This is a genomic window from Collinsella sp. wc0529 (assembly GCF_046116875.1).
Taxonomy (GTDB): Bacteria; Actinomycetota; Coriobacteriia; order Coriobacteriales; family Coriobacteriaceae; genus Collinsella.
In genome coordinates this window covers 564,384-580,200 of the sequence record NZ_JBJXBO010000002.1, presented here as the reverse complement: position 1 = coordinate 580,200, position 15,817 = coordinate 564,384, and the positions used below count along the sequence as shown (strand labels likewise).

Annotated in this window: 14 protein-coding genes; all 14 read right to left on the bottom strand. The window is 60.5% G+C overall.

Features of this window, described 5'->3' with window-relative positions:
• Positions 1-2: 2 nt before the first annotated feature.
• The 14 genes from tpiA to ACKUTP_RS09045 all read right to left on the bottom strand — a co-directional run bounded on the left by tpiA (position 3) and on the right by ACKUTP_RS09045 (position 15,711).
• On the bottom strand, positions 3-770 hold the full coding sequence (gene tpiA, locus ACKUTP_RS09110; protein WP_022094882.1) for a triose-phosphate isomerase: 768 nt from the start codon (positions 768-770) through the stop codon (positions 3-5).
• Complete coding sequence (locus tag ACKUTP_RS09105; RefSeq protein ID WP_409064166.1) at positions 763-1,965, bottom strand: phosphoglycerate kinase; 1,203 nt, start codon at positions 1,963-1,965, stop codon at positions 763-765. The genes tpiA and ACKUTP_RS09105 overlap by 8 nt, the downstream gene beginning before the upstream one ends.
• A gap of 140 nt (positions 1,966-2,105) precedes the next feature.
• On the bottom strand, positions 2,106-3,131 hold the full coding sequence (gap, locus tag ACKUTP_RS09100; protein ID WP_055286941.1) for a type I glyceraldehyde-3-phosphate dehydrogenase: 1,026 nt from the start codon (positions 3,129-3,131) through the stop codon (positions 2,106-2,108).
• Positions 3,132-3,324: 193 nt separating this feature from the next.
• Complete coding sequence (whiA, locus tag ACKUTP_RS09095; protein WP_195503714.1) at positions 3,325-4,254, bottom strand: DNA-binding protein WhiA; 930 nt, start codon at positions 4,252-4,254, stop codon at positions 3,325-3,327.
• 6 nt (positions 4,255-4,260) lie between these two features.
• Positions 4,261-5,181: an RNase adapter RapZ gene (gene rapZ, locus ACKUTP_RS09090; protein ID WP_022094878.1), complete on the bottom strand. Its 921-nt coding sequence runs from the start codon at positions 5,179-5,181 to the stop codon at positions 4,261-4,263.
• A gap of 100 nt (positions 5,182-5,281) precedes the next feature.
• A complete protein-coding gene (locus ACKUTP_RS09085; RefSeq protein ID WP_022094877.1) occupies positions 5,282-5,968 on the bottom strand; it encodes an N-acetylmannosamine-6-phosphate 2-epimerase in 687 nt (228 codons plus the stop codon).
• Between the two features lie 140 nt (positions 5,969-6,108).
• The gene (locus tag ACKUTP_RS09080) at positions 6,109-7,074 is read right to left on the bottom strand and encodes an ROK family protein (RefSeq protein WP_022094876.1); all 966 of its coding nucleotides are present in this window, start codon (positions 7,072-7,074) and stop codon (positions 6,109-6,111) included.
• Positions 7,075-7,245: 171 nt separating this feature from the next.
• The gene (locus ACKUTP_RS09075; RefSeq protein ID WP_035138887.1) at positions 7,246-8,166 is read right to left on the bottom strand and encodes a dihydrodipicolinate synthase family protein; all 921 of its coding nucleotides are present in this window, start codon (positions 8,164-8,166) and stop codon (positions 7,246-7,248) included.
• 68 nt (positions 8,167-8,234) lie between these two features.
• Complete coding sequence (locus ACKUTP_RS09070; protein ID WP_409064165.1) at positions 8,235-9,086, bottom strand: acetylxylan esterase; 852 nt, start codon at positions 9,084-9,086, stop codon at positions 8,235-8,237.
• Positions 9,079-10,056, bottom strand: a complete 978-nt coding sequence (locus tag ACKUTP_RS09065; protein WP_409064164.1) for an acetylxylan esterase — start codon at positions 10,054-10,056, stop codon at positions 9,079-9,081. The genes ACKUTP_RS09070 and ACKUTP_RS09065 overlap by 8 nt, the downstream gene beginning before the upstream one ends.
• An 80-nt stretch (positions 10,057-10,136) precedes the next feature.
• Positions 10,137-10,964: an ABC transporter ATP-binding protein gene (locus ACKUTP_RS09060; protein WP_006236159.1), complete on the bottom strand. Its 828-nt coding sequence runs from the start codon at positions 10,962-10,964 to the stop codon at positions 10,137-10,139.
• A complete protein-coding gene (locus ACKUTP_RS09055; protein WP_035138893.1) occupies positions 10,965-12,980 on the bottom strand; it encodes a dipeptide/oligopeptide/nickel ABC transporter permease/ATP-binding protein in 2,016 nt (671 codons plus the stop codon).
• A 3-nt stretch (positions 12,981-12,983) separates the two neighbouring features.
• Positions 12,984-13,940: an ABC transporter permease gene (locus ACKUTP_RS09050; protein ID WP_035138896.1), complete on the bottom strand. Its 957-nt coding sequence runs from the start codon at positions 13,938-13,940 to the stop codon at positions 12,984-12,986.
• 157 nt (positions 13,941-14,097) lie between these two features.
• A complete protein-coding gene (locus ACKUTP_RS09045) occupies positions 14,098-15,711 on the bottom strand; it encodes an ABC transporter substrate-binding protein (protein WP_035138897.1) in 1,614 nt (537 codons plus the stop codon).
• Positions 15,712-15,817: the final 106 nt, after the last annotated feature.

The window sequence follows — 15,817 nt, the reverse complement described above, 5'->3', positions numbered from 1 at the left end:
TCCTACTCGCCTGCCTTGACGACCATAGAGGCGAAGTCGGCAGCCTTGAGCGAAGCGCCGCCCACGAGGGCGCCGTCAACGTCGGGCTTGGCGACGAGCTCGGCGATGTTACCGGGCTTGGCGGAACCACCGTAGAGAACGCGGATGCCGTTGGCGAGCTCCTCGCCGAACATCTCCTTGAGGGTCTCACGGATAGCGCCGCAGACCTCCTGAGCATCCTCGGCGGTAGCGGTCTTGCCGGTGCCGATGGCCCAGATGGGCTCATAGGCGACGACGACCTGCTTGGGGCAGGTGATCTCAAGACCAGCAAGGCCAGCCTTGACCTGGTTCACGACGTGCTCGACATAGGTGCCGGCCTCGCGGACCTCAAGGGACTCGCCGCAGCAGAAGACGGGAACAAGGCCGGCGGCAACGAGAGCCTTGGCCTTCTTGTTCTGGTCCTCGTCGGTCTCGTGGAAGTAGTCGCGACGCTCGGAGTGACCGATGATGCAGTAGGTGCAGCCAGCGGACTTGAGCATGTCGCAAGAGGACTCACCCGTGAAGGCACCCTTGGCCTCCCAGTACACGTTCTGTGCACCGAGGGCGATGGGGGCAGCCTGAATGCGGTCATGAACCGTGGTGATGTCGATGGTCGGAGGGCAGACGAGCACCTCGACGCCAGCCGGAACCTCGGGCAGAGCCTGAGCCAGCTCGTCGGCGAGCTTGGCGGCCTCGGCGACGTCGTTGTTCATCTTCCAGTTACCAGCGATAAGAAGGGTGCGATTAGGCATCGAGAAGCGCCTCCACTCCGGGCAGGGCCTTACCCTCGACGAGCTCCATGGAAGCGCCACCACCGGTGGAGATCCAGCTCATCTTGTCGGCCAGGTTGAACTTGTTGACAGCTGCGACAGAGTCACCACCGCCGATGATCGAGGTGCAGTCAGCCTCGGCGAGAGCCTCGGCGAGAGCCTCGGCGATAGCCTGGGTGCCGTGAGCAAAGTTGTCAAACTCGAAGACGCCCATGGGGCCGTTCCAGAACACGGTCTTGGCGCCCTTGACAGCCTCGGCATAGAGCTCCTCGGTCTTGGGACCGATGTCCATACCCTCACGATCGTCGGGGATAGCGTCGGAAGCAACAACCTCGGGGACAGCGTCCTCGCCAAAGTGATCGGCAACACGGTTGTCGATGGGGAGTAGGATCTTGACACCCTTCTCCTCGGCCTTCTTGAGCATCTCGCCGGCGCGCTCGACCCAGTCCTCTTCCTTGAGGGACTGACCAACGGTCAGGCCCTGAGCCAGGAAGAAGGTGTAGGCCATGCCGCCACCGATAATCAGGGTGTCAGCGGAGTCGATGAGGTGATCGAGAACACCGATCTTGGAGGAAACCTTGGAACCGCCGACGATGGCGACGAAGGGACGCTCGGGCTCGGCGAAGATGCCGGTCAGCGTGTCGACCTCCTTCTCGAGCAGGAAGCCAGCGACGGCAGGCAGGTAAGCGGCGGGGCCCACGACGGAACCCTGGGCGCGGTGAGCGGTGCCGAAGGCATCGAGAACGAAGACGTCGCCATAGGAAGCGAGCTTCTTGGCGATCTCGGGATCGTTCTTCTTCTCACGCTTGTCAAAACGGACGTTCTCGAGAACGAGGACCTTGCCCGGCTCGACGGCGGCGACAGCCTCAGCAGCCTTCTCGCCGTAGGTGTCGGCGACAAAGGCAACGTCGAGACCAGAGAGCTCAGCGAGTTTCTTGGCGACGGGCTCGAGGGACAACTCGGGCTGGAAGCCGGTGCCCTCGGGACGGCCGAGGTGGCTCATGAGGATGACGCGAGCGTTGTGCTCAACGAGATAGTTGATGGTGGGCAGGGCAGCCTTGATGCGGGTGGTGTCGCCAACGACGCCATCCTTGATAGGCACGTTAAAGTCAACGCGGACGAGAACGCGCTTGCCGTCGACATCGATGTCGCGGACGGTCTTCTTGGTAAAGGCCATGTTTGCTTCTACCTTTCGTACGTGTCTGCCTCCCATTACGGCAGACGATTTCTTATAAAAAGGGCGCGACCCTAGGGTGTAAGCCCTATAAGGCCGCGCCCTTCTTTAGACGCTCAACGAGCTATTCGCTAAAAGCTAAATTAAGCAACGAACTTCTCGAAGTACTTGATGGTGCGGACCATCTGAGAGGTGTAGGAGTTCTCGTTGTCGTACCAAGAGGTGACCTGAACGAGGGTCTGGCCGTTGCCGAGGTCAGAGCACATGGTCTGAGTGGCGTCGAAGATGGAGCCGTGGGTCTCGCCGACGATGTCGCGGGAGACGATCTGGTCCTCGTTGTAGGCGAAGGTCTCGGGGATGGTCTCGGCGTAGGCCTTCATGGCAGCGTTGACCTCGTCGACGGTGACCTTCTTGTCAACGACGGCGTAGAGGTTGGTCAGCGAGCCGGTCGGCGTCGGGACGCGCTGGGCGGCACCGATGAGCTTGCCGTTGAGCTCGGGGAGAACCAGGCCGATGGCCTTGGCAGCGCCCGTGGTGTTCGGGACGATGTTCTCGGAGCAGGCGCGGGAGCGACGGAAGTTGCCCTTGCGCTGCGGGCCGTCGAGCGGCATCTGGTCGCCGGTGAAGGCATGGATGGTGGTCATGATGCCGGACACGATGGGAGCGAAGTCGTTCAGACCCTTGGCCATCGGGGCGAGGCAGTTGGTGGTGCAGGAAGCAGCGGAGATGATGTTGTCCTCAGCGGTCAGCGTCTCATGGTTGACGTTGTACACGATGGTGGGCAGATCGCTGCCGGCCGGAGCGGAGATGACGACCTTCTTGGCGCCAGCGTTGATGTGGGCCTGAGCCTTAGCCTTGCTGGTGTAGAAGCCGGTGCACTCGAGAACGACGTCGACGTCGAGGTCGCCCCAAGGCAGGTTGTTGGCGTCGGCCTCCTTGTAGATCTTGATCTCCTTGCCGTCAACGGTGATGGAATCCTCGCCAGCAACGACCTCGTGATCGCGAGCGTAGTTGCCCTGCGTGGAGTCGTACTTCAGCAGGTAAGCGAGCATATCGGGAGAGGTGAGGTCGTTGATAGCGACGATCTCGGAGCCCTCATGACCGAACATCTGACGGAAAGCCAGACGACCGATGCGACCGAAGCCGTTAATAGCAACCTTTACTGCCATTGTGTCTCCTTTCGTAAGGCCCCCGCGAGCTACAGCGCCCGCCGTTGAGGCCCACAAACTAACCACTCGCCTAATATACCTTTTTTTTGACTTGAATTTCACGAGAATGCTCGAAATTGAAAAGCAAATTTACGTTAAAACGTTTTAAAGACTAAAATAGCAGCTAAATCCGTATATAAGTCGTTACTTCAAACTACCTGTTTGCTTCAATGAGCTTTTCAAGCCGTAAAACACGATGGTAGAGGGCTGACTTCGACAAGGGAGGGTCAGCCATCTCCCCCAAATCACGCAGCGACAGATCAGGATAGCGCTCGCGCAGGTCGCAAAAGACCGCCAAGGCATCCGGAAGCGCATCGCGAAGGCCACGCTGCTCGAGCTCGTCGATAAGCGCAAGCTGATGTTGGGCAGCACCGGCGCTTCTGGTTTGGTTGGCGAGCTCGGCATTCACGCGACGGTTCACATCGTTCTTAACCAACTTGACCGCGCGCGCCTCCTCAATCTCGGCAACGCTGCGCTTGGCACCAATCAGCTTTAATAGATGCTCGATTTCCTCGGCGCTCTTAATGTACACGGCATATGACCCCCGCCGTGCATTAACACGAGCATGGACCCCAATCTGCTCCAACAGATCGCAAAGCCCCTTGGCATATTGCTCGCCCTGCACAGCAATCTCCAAATGAAAATCGCCGCGTGGATCGGCCACGAAGCCGCCCGCGATGAGCGCGCCGCGGATATAGGCAAGTCTACAGCAAGGACGGGCAACGATATGTCGGGGTACGCCGGCGACAAGTCCTCCCCTACGTTCGAGGATACCCAGCAGAACCAAGGCCTTATCCAGGTCTGGCTGATCAGGCAAGGTGATGAGGTAGTTTCGAACCTTATGCAATACAGATTTACGGACGGTGAACTCCGTTTTGAGCTTAAGGATACGATGCGTCAGCGTGATCATCGTGCGCGCGACGGCTCCCGTCTCAGTCGCAACCGTCAAACGATACCGCCCAGAGCCGGTAAGCGAGAGCGTACCGCTCACGCGCGTGAGGGCGGCAAGCGTCGACAAGTCGCAGTATTCACATTCGGGTTCGCAGCGCGCAAGCTCGTCGCGCACCTCAGCGGTAAACGACATGCAGGCCTATGCCTTCGTGTTGGCGCGCGACAGGTCGCGGTGGGAGATGCTCACATGATACTGAGCGCCTTCCAGGTAACGGGCCGTGGCCTCGGCAATGGCAACGCTGCGGTGCTGGCCGCCCGTGCAGCCGATGGCGATAGAAAGCTGCGGCTTACCCTCCGCGATATAACCGGGCATGACCGTATCGAGCAGCTGTGTCCAAGCCTTCCAAAACTCCTGCGTCTTGGGATGGTCCAGAACAAAATCGGAGACCTTTTTATCGAGACCGGTCATCGTGCGCATCTCGGGATCGTAGAACGGATTGGGCAGGAAGCGGACGTCGATCATAATATCCGCTTCGACGGGCATGCCGTGCTTAAAGCCAAACGAGAACACGTGGACATCCATAAGCTGCTGGTCGGACAGCTCGGAAAATGCCATACGCAGCTTGTTGCGCAGCGCAGAGGTGCGCAGACGGCTCGTGTCGATAATCATATCGGCTCGGTCGCGCACGCCCTGCAGCTGAAGGCGCTCGCGCTGAATGGCATCGGCCGTAGTCTCCCCCGGCTTGGCAATGGGATGACGGCGGCGATTTTCGCTGTAGCGACGAATCAGCACCTCGTCAGAAGCCTCCAGGAACACGATGTCGCAGCTCATCTCGCGCTCTTCGAGAGCGGCGACCGCATCGAGCAACTCGTCAAACAGTCCCTGGCTACGCAAATCGCAGGTGACGGCGAGATGCCTGCCCACGCCCGTATTGATGCCGACGAGCTCGGCAAGCTGGGCGATGAGACGCGGAGGCAGGTTATCGATGCAAAAATAGCCCATGTCCTCGAACACGTGCATGGCCTGTGTGCGGCCTGATCCGGACATTCCGGTGATGATGACGATATCGGGGATGCGCTCCGAGCGCTCCGCCGCATCCATGGCATCTCCCTTTTGCATGTGTTGCCTCCCGAAAACAAGCGCGGGACCCAGCACCCGGATCCCGCGCGGTCAATTGCCTATATTGAGTATACCGCCCCGAGCGGATACGAGGCCTGTCTTACGCCTCAAGCGCAGCCTTGAACCAACTCGTAATACTCGTGGGGTGCGTGATGGCGGTGCCGACGACAACAGCCCAGGCGCCAGCATCGATCGCGGCGCGAGCCTCCTCGGGCGTATGCACGCGACCCTCGCAAATGATGGGAAGGCCGGGGAATTCCTCGGTCGCCTGACGCAGGAGCGGCAGATCGGGGCCATCGGCCATGGTGCAGTCGATGGCGGCAACACCATGAGACAGCGTGGTGGACACCAGGTCGAAGCCCATGTCGACAGCACGACGAATATCCTCGATGGTGGCACAGTCGGCCATCAGGAGCACGCCCTCCTCGTGCAGCGGACGGAAAGTATCTTCGACGGTCTTGCCATCGGGACGCGGACGATCGGTGGCGTCGATCGCCACGATATCGGCACCCGCAGCAACGCAGGCGCGAGCGTGGCGCAGCGTCGGCGTGATGTAAACGCCCTCGTGCCCATCCTTCCACAGGCCGATGACGGGAACCTCACAGCGACCCTTAATGGCGGCAATGTCGGCAAGGCCCTGGCAGCGAATGGCGGCGGCGCCGCCAAGCTCGCAAGCGCGAGACATTTGAGCCATGGTCTCGGGCGTACGAAGCGGCTCGCCCATATACGCCTGAACGCTCACGACGAGCTTGCCCTTCAGGGACTGGATCAAAGGATCAACGGTCATGTTCGACTCAACCTTTCTCAAAACAGCCTTCTGAGACGCCGCACCTTGACGTTCAAACCGTCGCTCGCGTACCGAAGTACGCTTCGCTCCTCTTTCACGTCAATCTGCGGCACCTCAGAAGGCACACTTGGTAGTTATGTTTACTTCAACGAAGCAAGAAGGTGTTCGGCGGCACCGATGAGCGGAGCATCGCCCTCCAGAGAACCGATGAGGATCGGCGTGTCCTGAAGCGGATCGAGCGCTTGGCTGGCATAGCCCTCGTGCACCGAATCCTTCCACGTCTGCGAACGCCAATCGGGACCTTGGTGAATCACGCCACCCGAAAGCACGATGACCTCAGGGTCCAGGATGTTAGCGAGCGAGCCCAAGCTGGCACCCAGCGCAAAGCCGGCGTCATGGATGACCTCGGTCGCCTTTGCGTCGCCCGCACGGCACAGGTCGTTCACATCGCGACCGACCGAAGGACGGCTGGGGTCGACGCGACCAAAGCGCTCATCGTACATACGACCAATGGAAGTGCCCGAAGCAACCGACTCCAGATGGCCGGAACGCCCGCAGGCGCAGGGAATGCCGGCGGCAGCCGAGCACTCGATGTGGCCCATATGACCGGCAGCACCATGGAAGCCCTGCATCACGCGGCCGTTCTCGACATATGCGCCGCCGATGCCCGTACCGATGCCAAGACACAAGACGGAGAACTTGCCCTTGCCGACGCCCCAGTGGGCCTCGCCCAGAGCATGAGCCTGCACGTCGCCTACAACGGCAACGGGAAGACCGAGGTCCTCGCGCAGACGCGGCCCCAACTGGACGCCGGACCAGCCGGGCATGATCTCGTTGGCATACGCGATGGCGCCCGTCTTGGGATCGACGACGCCGGCAGCACCGATACCGACGCCAAGGACCTCGACATCGGGATTCGCCTCGAGAGCAGCCTTGATGGACGCCTCGATACGCTGGAAGACGGCCTCGCCGCCCTCCTGGGCCTCGGTGGGAACCTCGGCCTCAAATACGGGATGGGGCACGCTGCCGTCAGCCGGGTACTCCATGATGGCAGTCGCGATCTTAGTTCCGCCGATATCGACAGAGCAGACGTACTTGTTCTCCATGTCGCTCTCCTTAGGAGATAAAAAACAACTACAGGAAATGAAGGCGGTGTTATCGCCGCAACTTAGTAAAGGTTTCCCAGGTGCCCGAGGTTGGGGTGAAAGTGGTCGGGCGTTGACCTAATGGGTCACGCCCGACCACTTGAGCCCCAAGATCGGGTGCCTGGGGAAGCTTTACAGGAGACCGTTGTCCTGAAGGACCTTCTTAATCGCCTCGACGTTCTCGCCGGTCATGGCCTTCACCGGGCGCGGCATGGTCGGGCTGTCGAAGATGCCCATGAGGTTCATAGCGGTCTTGAAGGCGCCGACGCCACCGGCATAGCCCTGGACGCCCGAGGTGACATCCCAAATGTGCGAAATCTCATTGAGGCGATCCTGCTCGGCCTTGACGGTAGCCCAGTCACCAGCCTGAGCGGCCTTCCACTGACGCACGTAACCCTCGGGCTCAACGTTGGCGAGACCCGGGACGGAACCGTCGGCGCCACCGAGGTAGGCGCCGTCGACAACAACCTCGTGACCGGTGAGAATGCTCATCGGATGGCCGTTCTTCTCGTTCTCCTGAACGAGGTAGCGGAACGAGATGTCATCACCCGAGGAATCCTTGACGCCGGCCAGAACGCCCTCGGCGCCGAGCTTGGCAAGGAGCTTCCAGGGGAGCTTGGTGTGAACGCAGACGGGAATGTCATAGGCAAAGATGGGCAGGTCGAGCTCCTCATGCAGGATGCGGAAGTGCTCCTCAACCTCGGTCATGCCCTGCAGGGCATAGAACGGGCAGGTGGCGACGAGGGCATCGGCGCCCAGCTCCTGAGCGACCTTGCCGTGCTCGATCATGCGCTCGGTCTCGGTATCGATGATGCCGACCAGAACGGGCACACGGTGGTCGACGATACGAACGGCCTCGGCGATAATCTGGCGACGACGCTCGTCGGTGGAGAAGACGACCTCGCCCGAGGAGCCCAGGAAGAACAGGCCATCGACGCCGGCATCGATCATGCGGTTAATGCTGCGCTCAAAGGAGGCAACGTCGAGCTGGTGATCTTCGGTATCGGGAACAACGACGGGAGGGATAACGCCGGTGAATTTCTGAGTTGCCACAAGAATCTCCTTAGTTGTCTGGCGGGCGACCCTGTGCCACCCACTCTTGTTGGCAGTGTTCAGGCCGTCTAGGCCAAAGAACACGAGTAGAACGTTTGGTTAAAGAAGTCGACGACTTCGTTTTCGAACGCATTGATGCGCTCGTGAGCGTATTTGGCATAGATGATATGCCTCCGGTCACACTCAAGACCGTTGAATACGGCAAACTGACCCTTGGGGTCGCTCACGGTATCCATAAGCGATGTGCCCATGAGCACCGATCCGCGCACCTGAGACGACAACGCCTCGAGGCCGCCAGGAAGCGGATTGGCAACCGCCGTGCAGGCGAGGCCCCGCTCGTCCAGAGCAGAAACCGCCAGCGCGACACCGCCGCCAAGGCCCTCGCCCCATGCAAAGATGCGGTCAGGGTCCATGCCATCAAGATTGCGCGCCACCTTCGCCAGCGCGCAACCCCAACGGACGCGCTCGACAAAAGCGGGCGAAGAAATCCCCCGCTGCAGGTCGTCCGCACCAGCAACATCGTCATCCAGCGCGAGGACGGCATACCCCATGGCGGAAAATCTCGTCATGTGATGCCAGCCGCGCACAGGCCGATCGATGTCGTGGAACATCAGGCAAAGCGGCACGCGCTCAGATACTCGGGCACGACCGACAGGCTCGATCAAACGAGCGTGAATCGCATCGTCACCGAGCTCAAAGGAGACCTCCGAATAACGGGCGCAGGGGTTAACAAAGTCAATCGCCGTAATGGCCAGGCCTTGAATCTCAAGATTCGAAGCGCATGTCTCTAAATCAGAAACATCTGCTTGGACATCACCGCGCCAGTCCCGATATTCTACGAGCTTTGACGAAACCGTTCCAGGAATTCCCACGAGCCCGGGGACAATCAGCTCGTCAACATTGCTCTCGCACTTAGACATGAGCCTCCCCTCCCTTGCAGAAAAACGGAATGATCAAATCGTCAAAATCCTGAATCTCCTCGTGGCCAAAGCCTTCAAAGAACTCATGACGCTTTTCGCAGGTCAGGCTGTTATAGACTGCAAACTGCGTCGCTGGCGGACAGACGATATCGGCTGTGCCAGTGCCAAACAGCACGGGGCATTTGACCATAGGGGCAAAGTTCTTGGAATCGAAGTACGCCAGCTTGGCATAGGCTTCGTCAATACGAGTCGAGTCCTCGTCAAACCAGCGAGACCAATAGCGCAGGCCCTCGTAGGCAATGTCGTCGGCATCCAAATCCCAGACCAGGCGGAAATCTGACAGGAAGGGATAGAGGATGGCGGCACGATTGATAAGCTCGCTGTTAAGTGCACAGGTCGCAATGCCCAAACCGCCGCCCTGCGACGCGCCGTTCACAAACACACGCGCAAGATCGATGCCCTCGAGCTCGCGAACGATGCGGCACAGGATGCGAATATCTTGGTGCAAGCGGACATAGTAGAGGTTGGCCGGGTCGCCGTCGATACCGGCGACGATATGACCGGCAACCGTTGTGCCCTCAAATCCACCAATGTCCTCGGAGGGACCTCCTTGGCCGGGGCAGTCGAGGGCGATGAGTGCCATGCCCATGCCCGCAAACGACGCCTGCTCAAACCAGCTGCGGCTTGCACCCGGATACCCATGGAACTGAAGTACCAATGGCACGGGCTCGTCCGAGACGGGTTTAAGGTACTTGGCATGCAGGCGAGCGCCACACATGCCGGTATACCAGAGGTCGAAAAGCTGGCAGGTCGCGGCATCGGCGACCGATGCCGTCTCGATCGCATAGTCAAGCCCGACGGCGTCGGCCTCGGCCATGCGATCCTTCCAAAAGAGATCGAAATCTGATGGACGGGGCATGGCGCCTCGATATTCATCAAATTGATGTTGTAGCTCCTGAGCACTTGGCATGGCTCGTGAACCCAACCTTTCGAAATCGCAACGGAGGTGCGCCCGGCAAGGGAACCGGGCGCACGGGAGGGAAAGCGAGGCTACTCGCCGAGCTTGGGATGCAGCAGCGACGGCGCAGCGCCGAGCAGCATCTTGGTGTAGGGGTCCTGGGGATGCTGGAAGACCTGCTTGGCCTCGCCCTGCTCGACGATCTTGCCGCCATTCATAACGATGATGTCGTCAGAGATATAGCGGACCGTCTGGATGTCATGGCTGATGAACACCATGGCCAGGCCGAGCTCCTTCTTAAGGTCGGTCAACAGGTTCAGAATCTGCGCGCGGACCGAAACGTCCAGAGCCGAGGTGGGCTCGTCGGCGATGATGGCATCGGGGTTCAGCGACAGGGCACGGGCAATTGCGACGCGCTGACGCTGGCCGCCCGAAAGCTGACCGGGAAGAACCTCGGCGGCGGAGCTGGGCAGACCGGTGAGCTCCAGGAGCTCCTTGACGCGCTTCTCCTGCTCGGCCTCGGTACCCAGGTTGTGGACGCGCATGGGGTCGAGCAGCTGCTCGCGAACGACCATGCGGGGGTTGAGCGCCGTGGCCGGGTTCTGGAACACGACCGAGATGACGCGACCCATGTGGCGACGGTCCTCGGCGGTACGTTTGGTAACGTCCTTGCCCTTAAAGTAGACTTTGCCGCTCGTAGGGGCCTGCAGGCCGCACATGACGTTGGCGGTGGTGGACTTACCGCAACCGGACTCGCCGACGATGCCGATCGTCTGACCGGGCATGAGCTTAATCGTTACACCCTGGACGGCGTGAACCAGGTTGGGGTGCAGAATCGAGCCGGTACGGGTCCTAAAGGTGACGTGGACGTCATCAAGGAAGATGATCGGCTCGACGCCGTTGACTGCGGTCTCGCTCATCTACATCACCTCCGCGTGAGGGGTCAAACCATTTGCCTTGAGCACCTCGTCGGGGAGCTCGGAATAGAAGTGCTCGGTGCCGGGCACGCGCTTGAAGACCGGACGGGTGTCCAGGCCAATACGCGGATGGCTCGAGCGGGGCGCGAAGCGATCGCCCTTGGGGAAATCGCGCGGGCTCGGAACGGCGCCGGGCACCTGGTGCAGGCGACCCGAACCACTCTCGATGGACAGAACGGAACCCAGAAGACCGCGGGTGTACTCGTGGATCGGGTTGGTGAGCAGCTCCTTGGTGGGTGCCTGCTCGATAACCTGGCCAGCGTACATAACCGTGATGTTATGGGCAACCTCGGCGACCAGAGCCAGGTCATGCGAAACGAAGATCATGGCAAAGCCGAGCTTGGCCTGAAGATCGTTGAGCAGCTTGATGACCTGCTTCTGGACGGTAACGTCCAGAGCGGTCGTGGGCTCGTCGCAGATGACCAGCTTGGGGTCGCGGGTAAGGGCCATAGCGATCAGGACGCGCTGACGCTGGCCGCCGGAAAGCTCGTGCGGATAGCTCTCGAGCGTGCGCTTGGGATCGAGGCCGACGAGCTCCAGGAGCTCCTCGGCGCTGCGGGTTCCGCCGCGCTTGGTGAGCTGCTTCATCTGGGCAGAGATGAGCATGGAGGGATTAAGCGAGGACAGGGCGTCCTGATAGACCATGGCGATATCGGTACCGCGCAGGCCGAACCACTCCTTCTTGCTCATCTTGAGCAGGTCACGGCCCTCCCAGAGAACCTCGCCGGAAAGATGCTCGTCATCGTCGGTCAGGCCCATGATGGCCAGCGTGGTGATGGACTTACCGCAACCGGACTCGCCCACCAGGCCCATGGTCTGACCAGGACGAACGTCAAAGTTGACATGGTCGACGACGTTGATATCACCGTGATGCTCAAACTGGATGCAGAAGTCACGGACCGAGAGAATCGGCTCAACGGACTCGTCGGGCACGTGGCGATCGTCACGCTTGAGCTCGACATCGCGCAGGGCGCCAAGGCGAGCGGAGAGGGACTGGGCCTGCTCCTTGTAGGCGCGAACGGGGTCGGAGACCAGCAGGTCGGCCTCGCGACGCTTGGAGGAATCGGTAGGATCCAGGGCAGCGGAGGGAGCAGCGGCCATGGCGTCGGTAATGCCCTCGGAGAGGATGTTGAGCGCCAGGCAGGTGATCATGATGGCCAGGCCCGGGAACAGCGCCTGCCACCAACGGCCGGCGAGCACGCCGCCGCGGGCGTCGGCGAGGATGTTACCCCAGGTAGCGGTGGGCTCCTGGATACCAGCGCCGATGAAGGTCAGCGAGGCCTCGAAGATGATGGCGTCGGCGACCAGGGTAACGGTGAAGACCATGATCGGGGCGATGCAGTTACGCAGAACATGCTTGATCAAAATCCACGGAGCCTTGGCGCCGGAAACGATGACCGCGCGGACATAGTCCTCGCCGTACTCGGACACGATATTGGCGCGCACGATACGGGCAATCTGCGGAGTGTACATAAAGCCGATGGCGAAGATGATCGACGGCACGGAGTTGCCCAGGATGGAGACGAAGACGGCCGCGAGGGCGATGCCCGGGATGGACATGATGATGTCCAAGATACGCATGATCGTCTCGGAGACGGCCTTGCGCGAAACCGCTGCAAGGGCGCCCACGACCGAGCCGCAGACCAGAGCCATGGCAGTGGCGCCAAAGCCGATAATCAGCGAGTAACGACCACCGTAGAGCATACGCGACAGAATGTCGCGACCCTTATCGTCGGTACCGAAGATAAATCCGTTGCCGGGAGCCTGGCGAGCCGTAAAGATCTCGACCGGGCTATAGGGGGCAAGAAGGGGCGCCAGAATCGCAGTCAGGGCGACCAGCACCAGCACGACGGCTGCAATCTTAGAAGACAGCGTCATCTTCTTCCAGCCACCGAGCTTGAGCCCCTTGGAGGCAGCCTTCTCGAGCTGCTCGGTTTGCTTCTCTCGAATCTTTACCATAATCTACACCGTCCTGATGCGCGGGTTGATGAGCAGGTAGAGCATGTCAACCACGATGTTGATGATGATGAAGGCAAGAGCAACGACGATGACGACGCCCTGAACCAGGTTCGCCTCGTTGCCCTGAACGCCCTGCAGAATCGCGGTGCCCATGCCGGGGAGGTTGAAGATAACCTCGATGACGACGGCGCCGCCCATGAGGTAACCGATCTTAAGACCGAGGGTGGTGACCGGGGTGATCAGCGCATTGCGAAGAACGTTGATGCCGACGACGACCTTCTCGGGAACGCCGGCGCCGCGAGCCATACGGACATAATCCTTGTCGAGCTCCTCGACCATGGCGGTACGCACGATACGAGTCATCTGGCCCGTCAGCGGAAATGCCAAGGCGATAGCGGGCATGATCATACGTCCCAGATAGCCAACCGGATTCGTGGTGAAGTGAGGCAGAGCACCCGATGCCGGGAGCACCTTAAGGTAGGAAGAGAACAGCAGGATCAACAGAACGGCAAGCCAGAACGACGGGGTTGCCAAGCCGGCGATGGAAAAGACGCGGATCACTTGGTCCGGCCATTTGTCGCGATACAGTGCCGCGATGACGCCGAGCAAAAACGAAACGACCGCACCGATAGCAAGACCGATAAAGGTCAGCTGCATCGTGACGGGCAGGGCCGTGGAGATGCGCTTGGCAACGGAGTTGCGAGCAGCACCATAGGTGCCCATGTCGCCATGGATCAGATCGCCCATATAGCGCACGTAGCGCACGGGCCAGGGGTCGTCCAGACCATACTTCTCATGGTACTCGGCAACCGCCTCGGGCGAGGCACCGTCACCCAACGCCGTGTAGGCGGGGTCGGTCTTGGAGAACGACATAAGGAAGAACACCAGGACGGTGACGCCCAATGCCATGATCGGCAGCGCCACAAGACGCCTTCCAATCAAACGTAGCAAGTTGTTCACGTTCTCTCCCCTTTCTTTTGTCGGTAGGACCAACTGGTATATGAGTACGGATACTCATTACAAGACCCGAGCGACATCGTTGCCGCCCGGGTCTTTGTTTCAACTATGAGGATACGGTCCCAACGACCGACATCCTGCATACAGACTCAAGCGAGTCTTACGCCTTGACGGTCGCAACGCCCCTGAAGGACATGCTCGTCGTGCCGATGCCCTTGAAGCCATCGAGGGCCTCGCCGTTGGGTGCAGTGGACGGATCGTCCCAGGAAGCGGAGACGGTCTTGACGTGGACAACGGGGTACAGAACGGCGTTGTCGGCAATGATGTCGAAGCACTCGTTCCACTTCTTCTGCTGCTCGTCGCCCTCGGCGGCAAGAGCCTCGTCCATGAGGCCGTGGAGCTTCTGCCACTCAGCGGACTCCTTCCACGGGCAACGGGTCTGCATCCAGACGTTGTCGCCGTACCACCAGTTGAGCAGCAGGTCGGGGTCGGCGCCGAAGCAGGAAGGATCGCCAGGGGCAAGGAGGATATCGTAGGCCTCGCCGCCGTCGATGGCAGCGTAAGTGGCCGGCGAGGTATCGGTCTGGATGGTCACATCGAAGCCGAGAGCGTCGAGGTCGTTCTTGACCTGGGCGGCCATGCCCTTAATCTGCTCGTTGTCGGTGGTGCGCAGGGTGATGGCACCCGGGGTGATGCCAGACTCCTCGATGAGCTTCTTAGCCTTCTTGGCGTCGGTCTTGTACACCGTGGAAGCCTCATGATAGTTGGTGAAGCTCTTGGGCAGGTAGCAGCTGGCAGCGGTGGCAAGGCCGGCGAAGGTGTTGCTGACCATCTTCTCGGTGTCGAGCGCATACATGACAGCCTGACGGACCTTGACGTTGTTCCAAGGCTCCTTGGCGACGTTGAACATGATGAAGCGGGTGCCGAAACCCTGAACGTTATCGATCTTGCAGCCGGCGCTCTCGAGCTGGTCGACGGCGTCAGCGGTAACGAGCTCCATAACGAGCGTGGAGCCCTCCTGCTGAGCGGTAACGCGAGCGGTGGGGTCGGTCAGGATGCTGTACTGGATCTTCTTATCCTCGGCAGCATACTCACCGTTGTACTCGGGGTTGGGAACCAAGGTGATCTCGGTATCGGAGATAGAGTCGTACATCCAGGGGCCGGAACCGATCGGCTGCTTGGCGCGATCCTCCTCGGTCTGGGTGGCCGGGGTAACGCGGACGATGGCCAGACGATCCTTGAGCAGGGAGAAGTTGGGGACCTTAGTCTTGACCGTCACGGTGCTGGCGTCCTTGGCCTCGATGGACTCGAAGGGCTGGAAGAACGGAGCATAGGTAGCGGAAGCGGCGCAAGCGGTGTAGGAGGCAACGACATCGTCAGCGGTGACCTCGGTGCCATCGGAGAACTTGGCGCCCTTGCGGATGGTGACCTCGAAAGTGGTGTCGTCCACAGACTTGGGATCGTCGGTGGCGAGCTCGTTGAAGGTGCTGTAGTCGTGGTAATCGATGCCGTAGAGGCCCTCGACGACGTGCCAGTTAGCACCCAGGCCCACAGCGGAGCCGGTGCTGGCGGGATCGAAGCTGGACGGAGCGTAAGCGGAACCAGCGGTGATCACGCCGCCGCCACGGTTGGCGGAATCGGTGGAGCCGGAAGCGGAACCCTCGTCGCTAGAGCTGCCACCGCAGCCAGTGAGACCAAGGCCGGCGACAGCAGCGACGCTGCCGGTGAGGCCGAGGAACGAACGCCTGGACATACCCTTGTTGATGATGGCCATGTCTTCTCCTATCAATAGAGAATCTTACTCGGGAGCACCTAGACGTGCCCCCGCGCAACTTGCGGACGATATATACCTTACCTACCGACGAACCCAACTGAGGTGC

What these genes read in the sequence shown, in the direction of transcription:
- tpiA (WP_022094882.1), bottom strand. Translation starts at nt 770, where the DNA reads ATGCCTAATCGCACCCTTCTTATCGCTGGTAACTGGAAGATGAACAAC.
- ACKUTP_RS09105 (WP_409064166.1), bottom strand. Translation starts at nt 1,965, where the DNA reads ATGGCCTTTACCAAGAAGACCGTCCGCGACATCGATGTCGACGGCAAG.
- gap (WP_055286941.1), bottom strand. Translation starts at nt 3,131, where the DNA reads ATGGCAGTAAAGGTTGCTATTAACGGCTTCGGTCGCATCGGTCGTCTG.
- whiA (WP_195503714.1), bottom strand. Translation starts at nt 4,254, where the DNA reads ATGTCGTTTACCGCTGAGGTGCGCGACGAGCTTGCGCGCTGCGAACCC.
- rapZ (WP_022094878.1), bottom strand. Translation starts at nt 5,181, where the DNA reads ATGCAAAAGGGAGATGCCATGGATGCGGCGGAGCGCTCGGAGCGCATC.
- ACKUTP_RS09085 (WP_022094877.1), bottom strand. Translation starts at nt 5,968, where the DNA reads ATGACCGTTGATCCTTTGATCCAGTCCCTGAAGGGCAAGCTCGTCGTG.
- ACKUTP_RS09080 (WP_022094876.1), bottom strand. Translation starts at nt 7,074, where the DNA reads ATGGAGAACAAGTACGTCTGCTCTGTCGATATCGGCGGAACTAAGATC.
- ACKUTP_RS09070 (WP_409064165.1), bottom strand. Translation starts at nt 9,086, where the DNA reads ATGTCTAAGTGCGAGAGCAATGTTGACGAGCTGATTGTCCCCGGGCTC.
- ACKUTP_RS09065 (WP_409064164.1), bottom strand. Translation starts at nt 10,056, where the DNA reads ATGCCAAGTGCTCAGGAGCTACAACATCAATTTGATGAATATCGAGGC.
- ACKUTP_RS09060 (WP_006236159.1), bottom strand. Translation starts at nt 10,964, where the DNA reads ATGAGCGAGACCGCAGTCAACGGCGTCGAGCCGATCATCTTCCTTGAT.
- ACKUTP_RS09055 (WP_035138893.1), bottom strand. Translation starts at nt 12,980, where the DNA reads ATGGTAAAGATTCGAGAGAAGCAAACCGAGCAGCTCGAGAAGGCTGCC.
- ACKUTP_RS09045 (WP_035138897.1), bottom strand. Translation starts at nt 15,711, where the DNA reads ATGGCCATCATCAACAAGGGTATGTCCAGGCGTTCGTTCCTCGGCCTC.